This is a genomic window from Pseudomonas sp. NFACC14 (assembly GCF_900106885.1).
GTDB classification, from domain to species: Bacteria; Pseudomonadota; Gammaproteobacteria; order Pseudomonadales; family Pseudomonadaceae; genus Aquipseudomonas; species Aquipseudomonas fluorescens_AA.
This window is the reverse complement of sequence record NZ_FNOA01000001.1, coordinates 676,485-693,278: the sequence shown is the minus strand read 5'-3', so window position 1 is coordinate 693,278 and position 16,794 is coordinate 676,485. Positions and strand designations below refer to the sequence as shown.

The window sequence follows — 16,794 nt, the reverse complement described above, 5'->3', positions numbered from 1 at the left end:
TGGGAGCGAGCTTGCTCGCGATAGCGTCAGTGAGTCGCGCAGCATTTTTCCGGTTTGTTGAAAAAGGTAACGCCGGATTCAAATGCGCCGATTTTCTGAAACGTATCATTCACGGCATCCAGCAAGCCGAATTGTTCCGAGGTTTGAGTGTTGCTGTAAGCCGCTAGTAGCGCTTCATAAAATTGCAGTTTTCCCTTGGCTCTCTGGCCGGAGGCTTTTTCTGTATCGATGACTTTGGGCTGCAATAGCGCGATCTGCTCTTGGGCGAATGCTTGAAGCTCGGCTTTAGTCATGATTGTTCTCCAGCATTGATCTTGAGGTGCTCAAGCTATCGCCGGTAATAGATCAAATCTACTGTCAGACTTTACAGGTCCCTTTCGGCGGATTGGGCGTCGACGATTGACGGTTTGCCTTGCGCCACGGCAGTCTGCCCGGGTTTTCTTACATTTAAACAAGGAGGTCACCCATGCCCTTTGCAACGATCGACGGACAACCGCTTCACTACCTGGACCAGGGCCAGGGCCCGGTGGTGCTGCTGGGCGGCAGCTACCTGTGGGACCACAGCATGTGGGCGCCGCAGATCGAGGTGTTGTCCAGGCATTACCGGGTGATCGCTCCGGACCTTTGGGGCCATGGCCAGTCGGGGCAGATGCCGGAGGGCATGAGTTCGCTGAACGATCTGGCCCGCCAGATGATGGAGCTGCTGGATTATTTGAGCATCGACCGCTTCCACCTGGTGGGGCTTTCGGTGGGCGGGATGTGGGGGACGCGGCTGGCGCTGGCGGCGCCCACGCGGATCCAGTCGCTGGTGCTGATGGATACTTACGTCGGCGTCGAACCGGAGCAGACCCGCCAGTACTATTTCTCGCTGTTCGACAAGATCGAAGCCAGCGGCAGCATTCCCGAGCCGTTGCTGGACATCGTCGTGCCGATCTTCTTTCGGCCGGGTATCGACCCGCAATCGGCGCTCTACCAGCAGTTTCGCGCCACATTGGCCGCGCTGCCGGCCGATCGCCTGCGCGCCAGCATCGTGCCGCTGGGGCGGATCATTTTCGGTCGCGACGACATGCGGGGGCGTTTGCATGAGCTCAACGCTCAGCGCACCCTGGTGATGTGCGGCGACCAGGATAAACCAAGGCCACCGTCCGAGGCCCTGGAAATGGCCGAACTGATTGGCTGCCTGCATGTGCTGGTCCCGGACGCGGGGCACATTTCCAATCTTGAGAATCCGCAGTTCGTGACCGAGGCGTTGCTGAAGGTCTTGCGTAGCTGATCTGCCGCATCGCGAGCAGGCTCGTTCCCACTGGGATTTTGTGACCGATGCACATCCACTGTGGGAGCGAGCTTGCTCGCGATTGCAGTGTGCCTGTCACATCAATGCTGACTGATCTGCCGCCATCGCGAGCAAGCTCGCTCCCACAGGGGCTGCAGTGGTTGTCGGTCACTTCGGCCCGAGAATCTTCACCAGCTTGTCCGGTGACGGCGCGCCTTGCTGCTGTTGCAGGTCGCCTTTGTCATCCAGATAGAAAATCGCCGGGGTGGCGGACAGTTCCAGTTCGTCCATCAACTGCTGGTTGGCGTCCAGTTTGGCCTGGATGGCGGGCGGTATGTCCTTGAGTGGCTTGAGCGGGCTGCCCTTGCCGGCCTTTTCATGCTCGGCCAGGGCTTTTTCCGGGTCCTTGGCGGCCAGCAAGGCGGCGGATTTACCCGGGCTGTCTTCGCGGATGATGCCCACCATGATGTGGCGCAACTGCACCTTGCCAGCCTTGACCCAAGGCCGGGCCTGTTCCCAGAACATGTTGCAGTACGGACAGTTCGGGTCGCTGAACAGGTACACCGTGCGCGGTGCGTCCTTGTTGCCGTCGGCGATCCAGTTGCTCGCTTCCATCTTCGTCCAGATGGCCTTGGCCATCGGTGCATAGACCAGTTTTTGCAGCGGCTCGGCGCTCAGGTCCTTGCCCTCGGCGTCGTACAGGTTGCCCAGCAGGACGTGCTGCCCATCCGGGGTCAGGTACAGCGCCATGCCGCGGTTCTGGTATTGCGCCGCGTAACCGCGCAACCCGTCCGGGGCCTCGAAAGTACCGACGATTTTCGCGCCCTTGGCTTCGATCTTCTTGATGGCCGCAGGCAATTCTTCGGCCTGCAGCAGCGGGGCCTGCGACAGTGCGGCGGCGACGGCCAGGGTCAGCAGGTGGCGGAGGCGGGGCATGGCGGTTTCCTTGTGGCGGAGTGGGACGTCGTGGACGAATCCGGCGTTTCGAAGTTTTCCAGGGCGCGGGCCAGGCTCGCTTCCGACAATTCGCCCAGGTGGCTGCCCAGCAGGCGGCCGTCGGCGCTGTAGAACAGGGTGGTCGGCAGGGCCATGGAACCCACGGCCTGGCCGAGGCGGCCGCTGCCATCGAACAATACGTTGGTCAGGCTCAGGCCCTGGGTGGCCAGGTAGGTGCTGACGCTTTGCATGCTTTCGGCCTGGTTGACGAACAGGAAGGTCAGGTCCGGACGCTGTTGCTGGGCTTCTTCGAGCACCGGCATTTCACGTCGGCAGGGCGGGCACCAGGTGGCCCAGAGGTTGATCACCAGCGGGCCGCCCTGGTAGTCGGTGAGCTTCACGGTCTGGCCGTCGGCGGTGCGCAGGGTGATGTCCGGCAGCCGGGTGCCTTGTTCATAAATCGTCAACGACAGGCTCGCCACCAGCCAGAACAGCAAGCCGCTGCCGACGCCGAAGCCCAACGGGCGGCGCAGGGCCGGGCGGCGCCGGGCCCACAACAAGGCGCCCATCAGCAGCGCCACGATCCCCGGCCAGGCGAGGAAACCGCCGTCCCGCAGGTCGACGATCTGCCACGGGTCGTCCCGGTAATGTTGCCAATAGGCGACGACGAAGCCGATCCGTGCGGCCAAAAGCCCCAGTAGAAACAGCACGAACAGCACCGACTCAGGGTTCTCGCCACCGTGCCTGGCCACCCGCCAGCCGACGAAGGTCGCCAGGGCCAGGGCGCTGATCAGCAACAGATGGTTAAGGGCGATGGCGAAGGTGCCCAGGGTGAACGTCAGCATCAGCGCGCGTCCCGGGTGAGGTTCCAGCGCTCCAGGAACGCCCTGGCGTCGACTTCCCCGGTGATCCGCTGGCTGCGGCGCTCTTCACCGTCGGCGCCGATCCACAGCAGGCTCGGCGGCCCCGGTACCTGGTAACGGCTCAGCAACGCGCGGCTGGCGGGGCTGTCGGCGGTGACGTCGAGGCGCAGCAGGCGCACGCCTTGCAGGGCGTCCAGCACCTCGGTGCGGCCGAATACCTGTTTTTCCATGATCTTGCAGGACACGCACCAGTCGGCGTAATAGTCCAGCAGCACCCACTGGCCCTGGGCCTTGGCGGCGTCCAGTTCCCGTTGCAAGGCCGCGGGCTCGCTGACGGTGACGAACGCATCGTGGGCGCTGACGGTCGCGCTACCCTCGTTGCCAGCGTAGACCTTCAAGGGTTGGAAGAGATCATCGCCGCCGCCCGCCGCACCAATCACCAGCAGGCTGCCCCACAGGCCGAACAGCAACGAAGCGCTGCCGCAGAGGTAGGCCATGCGGCCGAAGCCTCCGGTCTGGCGCCAGGCGCTGTAGGCGGCGATCAACAGCAGCACGCCCCACAATCCGATCCACAGCGAGCCGTCGATGATCGGGCGAATCATCAGCAGTGCGGTGCCCAGGAACAGGAAGCCGAACACGCCCTTGAGCAGGTTCATCCAGGCGCCGGGCTTGGGCAGGAAGCGGTTGCCCACGGTCACCAGGAGCAACAGTGGCAGGCCCATGCCGATGCCCATGGTGAACAGGATCAACCCGCCGTGCAGCGCATTGCCGCTCTGGGCGATATACAGCAGGGCGCCGGCCAGCGGGGCAGTCATGCACGGGCCCACCAACAGGCCGGACAGGGCGCCGAGCACGCCGGCGCCCACCAGGCTGCCACCGCGTCGCTGGCGCCCGGCGTTTTCCAGGCGGTCACGCAGCGCCGCCGGCAATTGCAATTCGAAGAAGCCGAACATCGGCAGCGCCAGCAACACGAATACGGCCGCGAAGCTGCCCAGCAGCCACGGTTGTTGCAGCAGTGCCTGGAGGTTGGCCCCCAGCAGGGCGGCGAGCACGCCCATGGCCGCATACACCAGGGCCATGCTGATCACGTAGCTGCCGGCCAAGGCCAGGCCGCGTCTCGGCCCGGCGCCGCTGCCCACCACCAGCCCGGCCAGGATCGGCAGCATCGGCAGCGAACAAGGGGTGAACGCCAGCAGCAGGCCCAGGCCGAAGAACACCAGCAGGCTCCAGCCCAAGGCCCGTTGCTGCAGGCCGCTGGCCAGGGCCTGGTCCGGCGCCTCGCCGGTGGCCGCCGCCGGTGCACTGCCGCCCAGGTCAATCACCTGGGTCTGGGGTGGATAGCACAGGCCGGCGTCGGCACAGCCCTGGAAACCCACCTTGATCTTGCCCGTGGCACCGGCGGGGATCTTCAGTTCCAGCGCCTGGCGATAGACTTGCTGGTCGCCGAAAAACTCGTCGCTGTGGGCCTCGCCCTCCGGCAACTTGGGTTTCTGCGCCTCGGCCAGGCCTTCGAACTTGAGCCGCTGCTTATACAGGTAGTACCCATCGGTAATCTGCCAGAACAGCTGCGTTTCACCGGAGTCCAGGCGTTCGGAGGTCAACACGAATGCCTTTTCCACCGGCAGGAAATCGGGTTTGGTTTCGAAGGGATTGGCGGCCTGGGCCAGGCCCGAGATCAGCAGCAGCCACAGCAAAAACAATCGACGCATGGATAAAGCCTTAGAACGAAGCGAGTGGAAAACACAATGGCGACTGACGATTAACCGTCGATTAACCCGGCGGCGACCGGCAGGCCGCAATGATCGCCACGTTTGCCGTACTCGTCGCATAATGTCGGCTTAATCGGCCAGCGGCCTAATGTACCTTTTTCCACGGGGCTTACCATGCGCGTACTGGTCTGCGAAGACGATGAGTTGATTGCCAGCGGGATCGTTGCCGGCCTCACGGCGCAGGGCCTGACGGTCGAGCACGTGGCCACCGCATCGGCGGCGCGGGCGATGGTCGGCGTGGCGGAGTTCGATGTCATGGTGCTGGACCTGGGATTGCCCGATGAGGACGGTCTCAAGCTGCTTCGGCAACTGCGCCAGCAGGGGCTGGAGACGCCGGTGCTGATCCTCACCGCCCGTGACTCGGTGACCGACCGGGTCGACGGCTTGCAGGCCGGGGCTGACGACTATCTGCTCAAACCCTTCGACCTGCGCGAGCTTGCGGCGCGCCTGCACACGTTGCTGCGGCGCGTGGCGGGGCGCAGCGTCAACCTGATCGAGCACGGTCGCCTGACCTACGACCCCAGCAGCCGGGAAACCACCCTGGACGGCCAGCCGGTGGATCTGTCCCGGCGCGAACAATCGCTGTTGCAGGCGCTCTTGCACAGTCGCGGCCGGGTGCTGTCCACCGAGCAACTCAAGGACAGCGTCTACGGGTTCAACGACGAGCTGGAAAGCAATGCCCTCAACGTCCATATCCACCACCTGCGGCGCAAGCTGGGTAACGGCATTGTCGAGACCGTGCGCGGCCTGGGTTATCGCCTGGGGCCGGCCGACGGCGGAGAACCCTCCAAGTGATGAGCCTGCGACTGCGCCTGAGCCTGACCCTCGGCGCGGCCTTCGCCCTGATCTGGGCCCTGGCCGCGGCGTGGATGCTCAGTGACCTGCGCAACCAGATGATGTTCTCCCTCGACCAGCGCCTGGTGGCGTCGGCGCGGATGGTTGCCGGGTTGCTGGAACAGATGCCGCCGTTGCCCAGCAAGGGCGACGGCACCCATTTGAGCTCCGAGCAATTGAGCATTCCCGGCGGCATGGCCTGTCAGGTCAGTTCCTTGCGCGGCGAGATTCTGGCCCGTAGCCACGGCACCCCGGAACAGGCCCTGGAAGCCGAGAAAATGGGCTTCCATGACCAGATGATCGACGGTGCGCCCTGGCGCAGCTTCACCCTGGCCCGAGGCGACTTGCGCATCACCACCGCCGACCGCCAGATCGAGCGCGAAGCCCTGAACCTGTCGATACTGCTGGCCGCCTCGGTGCCGGTGGGCGTGGCGTTGCTCGGTTGCCTGTGCCTGTTGTGGCTGGGCATCGGCCAGGGCCTGGCGCCGCTCAATCGCATGCGCGATGCGCTGATGCGGCGCAATGCCGATTCCCTGGAGCCCTTGCAGATCCATCCGCTGCCCAGCGAGTTGCGGCCCTTGCTGGAGACCCAGAACCAGCTGTTCCAGCGCATCGGCAAGACCATCGAGCGCGAGCGACGGCTGACCGGCGACGCTGCCCACGAGCTGCGCAGCCCGCTGACCGCCATCAAGACGCACCTGCAAGTGGCGCGCATGACCGAGGGCGCCGCCCGCGACCAATCCCTGGCCCGGGCCGAGGAGGGCGCCGACCGCATGCATCGCACACTCGAACAGTTGCTGCTGCTGGCTCGGGTCGAAGGCAGCCTGTCGTTCGACGATGGCGTGCACTGCAACGCCGAGCAGGTCGCGCGACTGGCGATCCAGGACGCGGCCAGCAGTGAGTCCCGGCGAATCAAATTGCATTTGGCCCCAGGGCTGTCCGATGCGCCGGTGCAGATGCCGGCGGTGCTCTCCATCGCGGCCTTGCGCAACCTGCTGGATAACGCCCTGCGCCATACCCCGGACGACACCGACGTGGAATTGAGCCTGGAAATGATCGGCCAGCGCGTGCGTTTCCAGGTCCGCGACCACGGCCCCGGCATCGCCGCCGACGACATCCAGCACTTGACCCAACGCTTCTGGCGCAACGGCCAGAGCACCGGCTGCGGGCTGGGACTGGCGATCGTCCAGGCCATCGTCCAGCGTTGCGGTTGCGGCCTGCATTTCGACAGCCGCCCGGATGGATTGCGGGTCGAATTGACGATGCCGGTGCAGCACCCCTGATCCAATGAGGGGTTCCGTGGCGAGGGAGCTTGCTCCCGCTGGGTCTGTAGGAGCTGGCGAAGCCTGCGATCTTTTGATCTTGAACTTTCGCTTGAGATCTAACTGTCTGGGACAAGATCGCAGCCTCGTTGCACTCGTCAGCTCCTACAGGCGCGCTTGGCGGGAGGTCGTTGTACATTTGCTGTAACGACCTGCCATTGGCGCCCTGGCCTTATCCGGGTCTATGTTTTTTTCAGCTCGACTCAAGGACTGAGGAAAACCGCGCCATGGACACCTTCATCGAAATCTGCACGGCCACGCCCAGCGATGCCGGGATCATCAGCCGGATCGCCGAACGCTGCATCCGGGTCGGGTGTGCCGCCGAACACCGCAACGACCCCACTGTCGTCGCCGCCTGGGTACGCAACAACACCCTCGCGCATATCCGCCCCTGGCTGGTCGACCCACGCTTGCGCCTGACCCTGGCCCGTTTGCAGGGGCGGCCGGCGGGTGTCGCCATGGCCTCGGCCAGTGGCCGTATCGCCTTCTGCTACGTACAGCCGGAGTCCTTCCGCCGCGGTGTCGGCCAGGCGCTGGTGCGGGACATCGAGGCCTGGCTGCGCGGGCGCGGGGTGGCCCGGGTGCGGCTCAACAGCACCCGTAGCAGCCAGGCGTTCTATCGACACCTGGGCTTCGAACAAAGCGCTGACGCCTTCGCCATTGGCGGGGTCAAGGCCATTGCGATGCACAAGCCACTGATCGCGCCACCGGAGAAAGTGCTGCCCAGGAGTAAATCCCCCCGTGGCTGATGCGTTTCCACAACAGGAAACCTGCATGTGCGCCCCGACCGGATGCGCACCTGCCCGGTGTGTCGTTTTGGGTCACGTACTGCGGGGTCGAGAGATGTCAGTCGCCAACAGCCTTATCGAAGCACAGCCGGCCCGGGTCAACCCCGTGCCGGCCGAGACGCTCTACCAGTTCAATGAGTCGCCGCTGCTGGCTCGCCAGAGTCGGCAGGAGTCCAATGCCCGCAGCTATCCACGGCGCATACCCCTGGCCCTCAAGCGCGCTAAGGGGTTGTATGTCGAGGACGTCGAGGGCCGCACCTTCATCGATTGCCTGGCCGGCGCCGGCACGCTGGCGCTGGGGCATAACCACCCGGTGGTGATCGACGCGATCCAGCAGGTGCTGGCCGATGAGCTGCCGTTGCACACCCTGGACCTGACCACGCCGGTCAAGGACCGCTTCGTCCAGGACCTGTTCGGCCTGTTGCCGGCGAAGCTGGCCGCCGAGGCGAAGATCCAGTTCTGCGGCCCCACCGGTACCGACGCGGTGGAGGCCGCCCTCAAGCTGGTGCGTACCGCGACCGGACGCAGCACCGTGCTGTCGTTCCAGGGCGGTTATCACGGCATGAGTCAGGGGGCATTGAGCCTGATGGGCAGCCTGGGGCCGAAGAAACCCTTGGGCGCCTTGCTCAGCAGCGGCGTACAGTTCATGCCATACCCCTACGATTACCGCTGCCCGTTCGGGCTGGGCGGTGTCGAGGGCGTGAAGGCCAACCTGCATTACCTGGAAAACCTGCTGAACGACCCGGAGGCCGGCGTGCAGTTGCCGGCGGCGGTCATCGTCGAAGTGGTGCAGGGCGAGGGCGGAGTCATTCCCGCCGACCTGGATTGGCTGCGCGGCTTGCGACGGATCACCGAGCAGGCAGGGGTGGCGTTGATCGTCGACGAAATCCAGAGCGGCTTCGGCCGTACCGGCAAGATGTTTGCCTTCGAACATGCCGGGATCATCCCGGACGTGGTGGTGTTGTCCAAGGCCATTGGCGGCAGCCTGCCGCTGGCGGTGGTGGTTTACCGCGACTGGCTCGACACCTGGTTGCCGGGCGCTCACGCCGGGACCTTCCGTGGCAATCAGATGGCCATGGCCGCCGGCTCCGCGGTGATGCGCTTCCTGCGCGAGCACGACCTGCCGGCCCACGCCGCCGCCATGGGCGAACGCCTGGGCGAGCACCTGCACATCCTGCAGCGGGACTTCCCGCAACTGGGCGATATCCGCGGTCGCGGGCTGATGCTCGGTGTCGAGTTGGTGGACCCGGCGGGCAAGCCGGACGCCCTGGGCCATCCGCCAGTGCATGCCCAGCTGGCGCCACGGTTGCAACGCGAATGCCTCAAGCGCGGGCTGATCCTGGAGTTGGGCGGTCGCCAGGGCGGCGTGGTGCGGTTCCTGCCACCGTTGATCATCACCCGGACCGAAATCGATCGGGTCGCCGAGATTTTCGGGCGAGCCCTGCATGCGGCGGTCAAAGACAGCTAATTTTCACCCGGCCCCGTACGTTCCTTTCATATCCTGGCTGCGCATGTGACGCAGCGAACCTCGAGCAAAGATGGAGAGACACCCATGACTTCAGTATTCGACCGCGAGGACATCGTCTTTCAGGTCGTGGTCAACCACGAAGAGCAATATTCGATCTGGCCAGACTACAAGGCCATCCCCGAGGGCTGGCGTACCGTCGGTAAAAGCGGCTTCAAGAAGGAGTGCCTGGCCTACATCGAAGAAGTCTGGACCGACATGCGCCCGCTGAGCCTGCGCAAGAAAATGGACGAGCAGGCGGCATTGGCGCAGTAGCCCGGGGACGTTGTGGGAGCGAGCCCGCTCGCGATGCAGGCAACTCGGTCTGTCAGTCAGGCCAAGGTGCGGCTATCGCGAGCAGGCTCGCTCCCACAGGTGGCTCCCGCTTTCGCCATGAAATCAATCAACGCCCGTGCCGCCGCCGGCAATTGACGATGGGGCGGGTAGATGATTGAAAAGGGGCGGCTGCGCCCGCCAAAGTCCTCCAGCAAAGCCACCAGTTCCCCACGCTCGATTCGCTCCCGGACGATGAATTCATAGGTCTGGCAGATTCCCATCCCGGCCTGCGCCAGGGACACGATGCCCAATACATCATCGGACACCTGCACATTGCCCGCCGGCAGCCATTCCCGGTCTTCATGATTGTCGCGAAACAGCCAGGGCGCGATGCGTCCGCTGCTGGGCATTACGAAGGTCAGGCAGGCGTGGGCAGCCAGTTCATCGACGTGCCGGGGCGTTCCGGCGCGTTCCAGGTAATGCGGCGCGGCGACCAGGCACAGGCGGGCGTCTTCGAGTTTGCGTCCGACCAGGCCGCTGTCCGGCAGCGGCCCAAGGCGGATCGCCAGGTCATACCCCTCGGCCACCAGATCGACATTGCGGTTGGTGATACTCAGCTCGACCCGAACTTGCGGATAAGCCTCGGCGAAACGCGACAGCAGCGATGGCAGACGGTAATGGCCATAGGTGGTCGGTACGCTCAAGCGCACGCGACCGGTCAAGACACCGTCCTGGCCCTGGATTCGCCGCTCGGCGTCGTCAATCAGGGCAAAGGCCGAGCGCGACTGTTCCAGGTACAAGGTGCCGGCATCGGTCAGGTTCAACCGCCGGGTCGTGCGTCGTAACAGTTGCACCCCGAGCCGGGCTTCGAGGCGGGAGATGGCGCGGCTCAGGACCGAAGGCGTGGTCCCCAGCGCCACGGCGCCGGCGCTGAGCGTGCCTTTTTCCACGACCGTGACGAAGGCTTCCACGTCGGCCAGATAATCGAATCGGCGTGCCATTGTTGCCTCCAGGGGCCAAGTGATGTTCCGGTGCGCCAGTTTATCGCCGGTGAGGGCATCAATACAGTGAGCGCATCTTTTATCGAAACATCCTGGAGTCATCATGAAAAAGCTCACGACCTTGGCAACGTCTGTTGTTCTGGCAGGTATTGGTGTCGCGGCCCATGCCGATAACGTGCTGGTGGTCCTGTCGGATTCCGACCATCTGGATCTGAACAAGGGCAAGGTCTTCTCCACCGGGTTTTACCTCAACGAATTGCTGCAACCGGTGAAGCTGTTGCTGGATGCCGGTCACCACGTGACGTTCGCCACCCCGCAGGGCAAGGCGCCGACGCTGGACCGGTCCTCGGTGGACAAGATGTACTTCAACAATGATCCGGCGGAGCTGGAGCGCTACCAGGCGTTGCTGGCGCAACTGAACATCACTTCGGCCAAGGACTCACCGGTGATCAGCCTGGCCCGTGTCGAGCAGATCGGTCTGGAACAGTTCGATGCCCTGTACATTCCCGGCGGGCATGCGCCCATGCAGGATTTGCTCACGAGCGCACCGCTGGGGCGGGTGTTGACGCACTTCCATGACAAGGGCAAGACCACCGCGCTGGTCTGCCACGGGCCGATCGCGTTGCTGTCGACCCTGCCTGATGCCAAGGGCTTCGTTGGCCAGTTGGCTAGCAAAGGCCAGGCCTCGGCCAAGGCCGGCTGGATCTATGCCGGGTACAGGATGACGGTGATCAGCAATCAGGAAGAAGAGCTGGCAAAGGGGCTGCTAGGTGGCGGGAGCATGAAATTCTACCCACAGACCGCGTTGCAGCAGGCTGGCGGGCAGTACAGCAGCAACACCACGCCGTGGACTGCCCATGTAGTGGAGGATCGGGAATTGATCACCGGCCAGAACCCGGCCTCGGCGCTGGCGGTGGGGCAGGCGTTGGTCAAGCGTCTGGCGCAGTAGCCAGCAGCACTACAAATCCCTTGTGGGAGCGAGCCTGCTCGCGATAGCGGTGGGTCATGACACTCCGCTATCGCGAGCAGGCTCGCTCCCACAGGGTTTTGTGTTGTTGCGGGTTCACTTGAACCGCCGCTCCACCCCTTTCTCCACCAGGATCTTCGCCGAAATCTCTTCCACGGAAAAATGCGTGGAGTTGATATGGGGAATGTTCTCGCGCCGGAACAGGTTTTCCACCTCGCGCACTTCGAACTCGCACTGGGCATAGCTTGAATAACGACTGTTGGGCTTGCGCTCGTTGCGGATCGCCGTGAGGCGGTCCGGGTCGATGGTCAGGCCGAACAGCTTGTGCTGGTGGGCGCGCAGGGCGCTGGGCAGTTGCAGGCGCTCCATGTCGTCTTCGGTCAGCGGATAGTTGGCCGCGCGGATGCCGAATTGCATCGCCATGTACAGGCACGTCGGAGTCTTACCACAACGCGACACGCCCACTAGGATCAGGTCGGCCTTGTCGTAATAATGCGTGCGGGCGCCGTCATCGTTGTCCAGCGCGAAGTTGACCGCCTCGATCCGCTCCATGTAGTTGGAGTTGTGGCCAATGGAATGGGACTTGCCGACCGAGTAGGAAGAGTGCTCGCTCAGTTCCTGTTCCAGGGGCGCCAGGAAGGTGGAAAAAATGTCGATCATGAAACCATTGGACGTTGCGAGAATCTCACGGATGTCCTGATTGACGATGGTATCGAAGATGATCGGGCGAAAACCGTCGGTTTCGGCGGCTTTATTGATTTGCTGTACCATGGCCCGCGCCTTGTCGACGCTGTCTATGTACGGACGTGTCATCTTGGCGAAGGTAATGTTTTCGAACTGTGCCAACAGGCTTTGGCCTAGCGTCTCGGCCGTGATGCCGGTGCCGTCGGAGATAAAGAAAGCAGATCGTTTCATTTGCGCCTTGGGCCTTAAGCTAGTGAGCTAGTGACGATTCTTGGATATGATAGGCGCGATTTGCCGGCCGCCAGTGGCCCGCATTCTCACTTATTTTCCAGGTCCAGGCCATATCGCCGGCGAGCGCTCCCCTGGAGCCGCCGGTGCCTTGAGCTTTTCCAACACAGTCAGTGGAGAGATCACCTTGGTAGAGTACGTAGTTTCCCTCGATAAGCTCGGCGTCCATGATGTGGAGCATGTGGGGGGCAAGAACGCATCCCTGGGCGAGATGATCAGCAACCTCGCCGGTGCCGGCGTATCGGTGCCAGGTGGCTTCGCCACGACCGCCCAGGCTTATCGTGATTTCCTGGAACTGAGTGGTCTGAACAAGCAGATCCACGATGCGCTCGATGCCCTGGACGTCGATGACGTCAATGCCCTGGCCAAGACCGGTGCCCAGATCCGCCAATGGATCATGGAAGCCGAGTTCCCCGAGAAACTGAACGCCGAGATCCGCACCGCTTTCGCCAAGCTGTCCGAAGGCAATCCCGATATCGCCGTCGCCGTGCGTTCCTCGGCCACCGCCGAAGACCTGCCGGATGCCTCCTTCGCCGGCCAGCAGGAAACCTTCCTGAACATCCGTGGCGTGGAAAACGTCATTCGTGCCGCCAAGGAAGTTTTCGCCTCCCTTTTCAACGACCGTGCCATTTCCTACCGCGTGCACCAGGGCTTCGACCACAAGCTGGTCGCCCTGTCCGCCGGTGTGCAGCGCATGGTCCGCTCCGAAACCGGCACCGCCGGCGTGATGTTCACCCTCGACACCGAGTCTGGCTTCCGTGACGTGGTGTTCATCACCGGCGCCTATGGCCTGGGTGAAACCGTCGTGCAGGGCGCAGTGAACCCGGATGAGTTCTACGTTCACAAGGGCACGCTGCAAGCCGGTCGTCCGGCCATCCTGCGCCGCAACCTGGGCAGCAAGGCCATCAAGATGATCTACGGCGACGAAGCCAAGGCCGGTCGCTCGGTGAAGACCGTCGAGGTGGACAAGGCCGAGCGCGCGCGTTTCTGCCTGACCGACGCCGAAGTCAGCGAGCTGGCCAAGCAGGCGATGATCATCGAGCAGCACTACAAGTGCCCGATGGACATCGAGTGGGCCAAGGACGGTGACGACGGCAAGCTGTATATCGTGCAGGCCCGTCCGGAAACCGTGAAAAGCCGCACCCAGGCCAACGTCATGGAGCGCTACCTGCTCAAGGAAACCGGTACCGTGCTGGTGGAAGGCCGGGCCATTGGCCAGCGCATCGGCGCGGGCAAGGTGCGGATCATCAAGGACGTCTCGGAGATGGACAAGGTCCAGGCCGGCGACGTACTGGTCTCCGACATGACCGACCCGGACTGGGAACCGGTGATGAAGCGCGCCAGCGCCATCGTCACCAACCGCGGCGGGCGTACCTGCCACGCGGCGATCATTGCCCGTGAACTGGGGATCCCGGCAGTGGTCGGTTGCGGCAACGCCACCCAACTGCTCAAGGACGGCCAGGGCGTGACCGTTTCCTGCGCCGAAGGCGACACCGGCTACATCTTCGAAGGCGAACTGGGCTTCGACATCAAGAAGAACTCCGTGGACGCCATGCCGGAGCTGCCGTTCAAGATCATGATGAACGTCGGCAACCCGGACCGCGCCTTCGACTTCGCACAGTTGCCGAACGCCGGTGTGGGCCTGGCCCGCCTGGAGTTCATCATCAACCGCATGATCGGCGTGCACCCCAAGGCACTGCTGAACTACGACGGCCTGCCCCAGGAAATCAAGGACAGCGTCGACAAGCGCATTGCCGGCTACGACGATCCGGTCGGTTTCTACGTCGAGAAGCTGGTGGAAGGCATCAGCACCCTGGCGGCGGCGTTCTGGCCGAAAAAGGTCATCGTGCGCCTGTCGGACTTCAAGTCCAACGAATACGCCAACCTGATCGGCGGCAAGCTCTACGAGCCGGAAGAAGAGAACCCGATGCTGGGCTTCCGCGGTGCGTCGCGCTACATCAGCGAATCGTTCCGCGACTGCTTCGAACTCGAGTGCCGCGCCCTCAAGCGCGTGCGCAACGAGATGGGCCTGACCAACGTCGAGATCATGGTGCCGTTCGTGCGGACCCTGGGCGAAGCGAGCCAGGTCGTCGACCTGCTGGCGGAAAACGGCCTGGCCCGTGGTGACAATGGCCTGCGCGTGATCATGATGTGCGAACTGCCGTCCAACGCCATCCTGGCTGAAGAGTTCCTCGAGTTCTTCGACGGTTTCTCCATCGGTTCCAACGACCTGACCCAACTGACCCTGGGCCTGGACCGCGATTCCGGGATCATCGCCCACCTGTTCGACGAGCGGAACCCGGCGGTCAAGAAGCTGCTGGCCAATGCCATCGCCGCCTGCAACAAGGCTGGCAAGTACATCGGCATCTGCGGCCAGGGTCCTTCGGATCACCCGGACCTGGCCAAGTGGCTGATGGAGCAGGGCATCGAAAGCGTTTCGTTGAACCCCGACTCCGTGCTGGAAACCTGGTTCTTCCTGGCCGAGGGTCAGGCGGCGGTCTGATCGAGTGAAGGGGCCTCACCGGTAATGTAAGCCGGGTAACCTTTGTGGGAGCGAGCTTGCTTGCGATAGCGGCGTGTCAGCCAAGATTATTTTGCTGATCCATCGCAATCGCGAGCAAGCTCGCTCCCACAGTCGTCTTTTTTTGTGCAAGAAGATTATGCAAAGCAGCAGCAACCTTTTTCCTGTCGCCCTGATCAGCGCCGAGCGGCGCGGTGATCTGAGCGAAGATGTCTATCGCTTGAAGCCCGGCAACAGCCCGGATGCCAGTGTCGAACTGGCCGTCACCCGGCTGGGTATGGCCGACGCGGGTGACACCCGTGGCGTCCCGGTGATCCTGTTGCACGGCAGTTTCTCCAATCGGCGTTTCTGGTATTCACCCAAGGGCCTGGGCCTGGGGGCGTACCTTGCACGCCTGGGATTCGACGTGTGGATTCCCGAGATGCGCGGCCATGGGCTTTCCCAGCGCAACCAGGGCTATCGCCACAATCGGGTGGCCGACTACGCCCGCTACGACTTGCCGGCCATTGGCGCCTTCGTGCGCGAGCAGAGCGGGCAAGTGCCCCACTGGATCGGCCACTCCCTGGGGGGCATCACCCTGGCGGCAGCCTTGGGCGGCCACTACCTGGGCGAGCCTGCCGTGGCGTCGGCGGCATTTTTCGGCACCCAGGTCAGCCGCACCTACTGGCCACTGAAGATCCCTCCGGTGGAATGGAGTGGCCGCTTCATTCTCAAACGATTTGCCCAACTGTCCGGCTCAAGGCTCAAGCGCGGCCCCGAGGACGAGCCCATCGGCCTGGCCTTGGAAAGCATGCGTTGGTACGGTTTGTTCGGACGTTTCGGCGATGCCGAGAAGAACTGGTGGGCCGGGTTGGCCGATGTCCGGTTGCCTGTGCTGGCGGTGAGTGCCGCGGGCGATCACCAGGACCCGACCTGGGCTTGCCGCAAGCTTTTCGATCAGATCGGCTCGGTGCACAAGCAGTTTGTCTGCCTGGGCCGGGGACAGGGTTTCACAGACGATTTCGGTCATGTGGAGATGCTGGTCAGCAAGGCCGCTCACCTTGAGGTCTGGCCGTTGGTGGCGCGTTGGCTCGAGGATCAACAGGCCCCCCTGCTGGCAGGACAGCCCCAGTTGGCCGAGGCGGTTTGAGGCGAAGGCTCTGACAAGGGCATTTCGCTCCGGTCGGCTTGCGGCTAAGATATGACGCTTCAAGCAGTTCCAGTCACAAACGGTTGCTCATTCAGTCTGACGTTCCAGCCTTTCAGGAGTTGTTCGATGAACCATTACCTCACGCCCGACCTGTGCGACGCCTACCCGGAACTGGTGCAGGTGTTGGAACCGATGTTCAGCAATTTCGGTGGCCGCGATTCCTTCGGCGGTGAAATCGTGACCATCAAGTGCTTCGAGGACAACTCGCGGGTCAAGGAGCAGGTTGAACTCAAGGGCAATGGCAAGGTGCTGGTGGTCGACGGCGGCGGTTCCCTGCGCCGGGCACTGCTGGGGGACATGTTGGCGGAAAAAGCCGCGAAAAATGGCTGGGAAGGGCTGGTGATCTACGGTTGCATCCGCGACGTCGACGTCATCGCCCAGACCGACCTCGGCGTCCAGGCCCTGGCTAGCCATCCAATGAAGACCGACAAGCGCGGTATCGGCGATCTCAATGTGGCGGTGACTTTTGCCGGTGTGACGTTCCGTCCGGGCGAGTATGTCTATGCCGACAACAACGGCGTGATCGTTTCGCCAAGCCCGCTGAAAATGCCTGAATGAAGCGCCACAGCCATAAGGGAT

General features: G+C 63.4%; 16 protein-coding genes. 10 read left to right on the top strand and 6 right to left on the bottom strand.

Annotated elements, in window-relative coordinates:
- Positions 1–26: 26 nt before the first annotated feature.
- On the bottom strand, positions 27–293 hold the full coding sequence (locus BLU85_RS03285; protein WP_092197558.1) for a hypothetical protein: 267 nt from the start codon (positions 291–293) through the stop codon (positions 27–29).
- A gap of 173 nt (positions 294–466) precedes the next feature.
- Here BLU85_RS03285 and BLU85_RS03280 point away from each other — a divergent pair, with 173 nt between their 5' ends.
- Positions 467–1,273 carry an alpha/beta fold hydrolase gene (locus BLU85_RS03280; RefSeq protein WP_092197556.1) on the top strand — a complete coding sequence of 269 codons (807 nt, stop codon included), beginning with the start codon at positions 467–469 and terminating at the stop codon, positions 1,271–1,273.
- A gap of 168 nt (positions 1,274–1,441) precedes the next feature.
- Here BLU85_RS03280 and dsbG read toward each other — a convergent pair whose 3' ends face one another.
- From dsbG to dsbD, 3 genes are read right to left on the bottom strand one after another with little or no spacing between them, the layout of a single operon-like run.
- Positions 1,442–2,209: a thiol:disulfide interchange protein DsbG gene (gene dsbG, locus BLU85_RS03275; protein WP_092197554.1), complete on the bottom strand. Its 768-nt coding sequence runs from the start codon at positions 2,207–2,209 to the stop codon at positions 1,442–1,444.
- Positions 2,185–3,054, bottom strand: a complete 870-nt coding sequence (locus tag BLU85_RS03270) for a TlpA family protein disulfide reductase (protein ID WP_092197552.1) — start codon at positions 3,052–3,054, stop codon at positions 2,185–2,187. Before BLU85_RS03270 ends, dsbG begins: the two co-directional genes overlap by 25 nt.
- Positions 3,054–4,781 (bottom strand): protein-disulfide reductase DsbD, encoded by a 1,728-nt coding sequence (dsbD, locus tag BLU85_RS03265; protein WP_092197550.1) that lies wholly within the window; start codon positions 4,779–4,781, stop codon positions 3,054–3,056. The genes BLU85_RS03270 and dsbD overlap by 1 nt, the downstream gene beginning before the upstream one ends.
- 174 nt (positions 4,782–4,955) lie before the next feature.
- Here dsbD and BLU85_RS03260 point away from each other — a divergent pair, with 174 nt between their 5' ends.
- The 5 genes from BLU85_RS03260 (at position 4,956) to BLU85_RS03240 (ending at position 9,565) form a co-directional block, all read left to right on the top strand.
- Entirely contained in the window at positions 4,956–5,636 is a 681-nt protein-coding gene (locus BLU85_RS03260; RefSeq protein ID WP_092197548.1) for a response regulator, read from the top strand.
- On the top strand, positions 5,633–6,958 hold the full coding sequence (locus BLU85_RS03255; RefSeq protein ID WP_092197546.1) for an ATP-binding protein: 1,326 nt from the start codon (positions 5,633–5,635) through the stop codon (positions 6,956–6,958). The genes BLU85_RS03260 and BLU85_RS03255 overlap by 4 nt, the downstream gene beginning before the upstream one ends.
- A gap of 266 nt (positions 6,959–7,224) precedes the next feature.
- Entirely contained in the window at positions 7,225–7,746 is a 522-nt protein-coding gene (locus tag BLU85_RS03250) for a GNAT family N-acetyltransferase (protein ID WP_092197544.1), read from the top strand.
- A 94-nt stretch (positions 7,747–7,840) separates the two neighbouring features.
- Positions 7,841–9,253 (top strand): aspartate aminotransferase family protein, encoded by a 1,413-nt coding sequence (locus BLU85_RS03245; RefSeq protein WP_092197542.1) that lies wholly within the window; start codon positions 7,841–7,843, stop codon positions 9,251–9,253.
- Positions 9,254–9,337: 84 nt separating this feature from the next.
- Positions 9,338–9,565, top strand: a complete 228-nt coding sequence (locus tag BLU85_RS03240) for an MbtH family protein (protein ID WP_092197540.1) — start codon at positions 9,338–9,340, stop codon at positions 9,563–9,565.
- Positions 9,566–9,621: 56 nt separating this feature from the next.
- Here the strand turns inward: BLU85_RS03240 and BLU85_RS03235 are convergent, their stop codons facing one another.
- Positions 9,622–10,566 carry a LysR family transcriptional regulator gene (locus tag BLU85_RS03235; protein ID WP_092197538.1) on the bottom strand — a complete coding sequence of 315 codons (945 nt, stop codon included), beginning with the start codon at positions 10,564–10,566 and terminating at the stop codon, positions 9,622–9,624.
- Positions 10,567–10,669: 103 nt separating this feature from the next.
- Here BLU85_RS03235 and BLU85_RS03230 point away from each other — a divergent pair, with 103 nt between their 5' ends.
- A complete protein-coding gene (locus BLU85_RS03230; RefSeq protein ID WP_092197536.1) occupies positions 10,670–11,515 on the top strand; it encodes a type 1 glutamine amidotransferase domain-containing protein in 846 nt (281 codons plus the stop codon).
- Positions 11,516–11,629: 114 nt separating this feature from the next.
- Here BLU85_RS03230 and BLU85_RS03225 read toward each other — a convergent pair whose 3' ends face one another.
- Positions 11,630–12,448, bottom strand: coding sequence for a posphoenolpyruvate synthetase regulatory kinase/phosphorylase PpsR (locus BLU85_RS03225; protein WP_072407939.1), 819 nt, complete (start codon positions 12,446–12,448; stop codon positions 11,630–11,632).
- 184 nt (positions 12,449–12,632) lie between these two features.
- On the opposite strand from BLU85_RS03225, the gene ppsA reads away from it, so the two are divergent.
- The 3 genes from ppsA to rraA all read left to right on the top strand — a co-directional run bounded on the left by ppsA (position 12,633) and on the right by rraA (position 16,773).
- On the top strand, positions 12,633–15,008 hold the full coding sequence (gene ppsA, locus BLU85_RS03215) for a phosphoenolpyruvate synthase (protein WP_092197532.1): 2,376 nt from the start codon (positions 12,633–12,635) through the stop codon (positions 15,006–15,008).
- Positions 15,009–15,165: 157 nt separating this feature from the next.
- Positions 15,166–16,155: an alpha/beta fold hydrolase gene (locus BLU85_RS03210; RefSeq protein WP_092197530.1), complete on the top strand. Its 990-nt coding sequence runs from the start codon at positions 15,166–15,168 to the stop codon at positions 16,153–16,155.
- Between the two features lie 126 nt (positions 16,156–16,281).
- Positions 16,282–16,773: a ribonuclease E activity regulator RraA gene (gene rraA / locus BLU85_RS03205; RefSeq protein ID WP_092166765.1), complete on the top strand. Its 492-nt coding sequence runs from the start codon at positions 16,282–16,284 to the stop codon at positions 16,771–16,773.
- The last annotated feature ends 21 nt before the right edge of the window (positions 16,774–16,794 follow it).

What these genes read in the sequence shown, in the direction of transcription:
- BLU85_RS03285 (WP_092197558.1), bottom strand. Translation starts at nt 293, where the DNA reads ATGACTAAAGCCGAGCTTCAAGCATTCGCCCAAGAGCAGATCGCGCTA.
- BLU85_RS03280 (WP_092197556.1), top strand. Translation starts at nt 467, where the DNA reads ATGCCCTTTGCAACGATCGACGGACAACCGCTTCACTACCTGGACCAG.
- dsbG (WP_092197554.1), bottom strand. Translation starts at nt 2,209, where the DNA reads ATGCCCCGCCTCCGCCACCTGCTGACCCTGGCCGTCGCCGCCGCACTG.
- BLU85_RS03270 (WP_092197552.1), bottom strand. Translation starts at nt 3,054, where the DNA reads ATGCTGACGTTCACCCTGGGCACCTTCGCCATCGCCCTTAACCATCTG.
- dsbD (WP_092197550.1), bottom strand. Translation starts at nt 4,781, where the DNA reads ATGCGTCGATTGTTTTTGCTGTGGCTGCTGCTGATCTCGGGCCTGGCC.
- BLU85_RS03260 (WP_092197548.1), top strand. Translation starts at nt 4,956, where the DNA reads ATGCGCGTACTGGTCTGCGAAGACGATGAGTTGATTGCCAGCGGGATC.
- BLU85_RS03250 (WP_092197544.1), top strand. Translation starts at nt 7,225, where the DNA reads ATGGACACCTTCATCGAAATCTGCACGGCCACGCCCAGCGATGCCGGG.
- BLU85_RS03245 (WP_092197542.1), top strand. Translation starts at nt 7,841, where the DNA reads ATGTCAGTCGCCAACAGCCTTATCGAAGCACAGCCGGCCCGGGTCAAC.
- BLU85_RS03240 (WP_092197540.1), top strand. Translation starts at nt 9,338, where the DNA reads ATGACTTCAGTATTCGACCGCGAGGACATCGTCTTTCAGGTCGTGGTC.
- BLU85_RS03235 (WP_092197538.1), bottom strand. Translation starts at nt 10,566, where the DNA reads ATGGCACGCCGATTCGATTATCTGGCCGACGTGGAAGCCTTCGTCACG.
- BLU85_RS03230 (WP_092197536.1), top strand. Translation starts at nt 10,670, where the DNA reads ATGAAAAAGCTCACGACCTTGGCAACGTCTGTTGTTCTGGCAGGTATT.
- BLU85_RS03225 (WP_072407939.1), bottom strand. Translation starts at nt 12,448, where the DNA reads ATGAAACGATCTGCTTTCTTTATCTCCGACGGCACCGGCATCACGGCC.
- BLU85_RS03210 (WP_092197530.1), top strand. Translation starts at nt 15,166, where the DNA reads ATGCAAAGCAGCAGCAACCTTTTTCCTGTCGCCCTGATCAGCGCCGAG.
- rraA (WP_092166765.1), top strand. Translation starts at nt 16,282, where the DNA reads ATGAACCATTACCTCACGCCCGACCTGTGCGACGCCTACCCGGAACTG.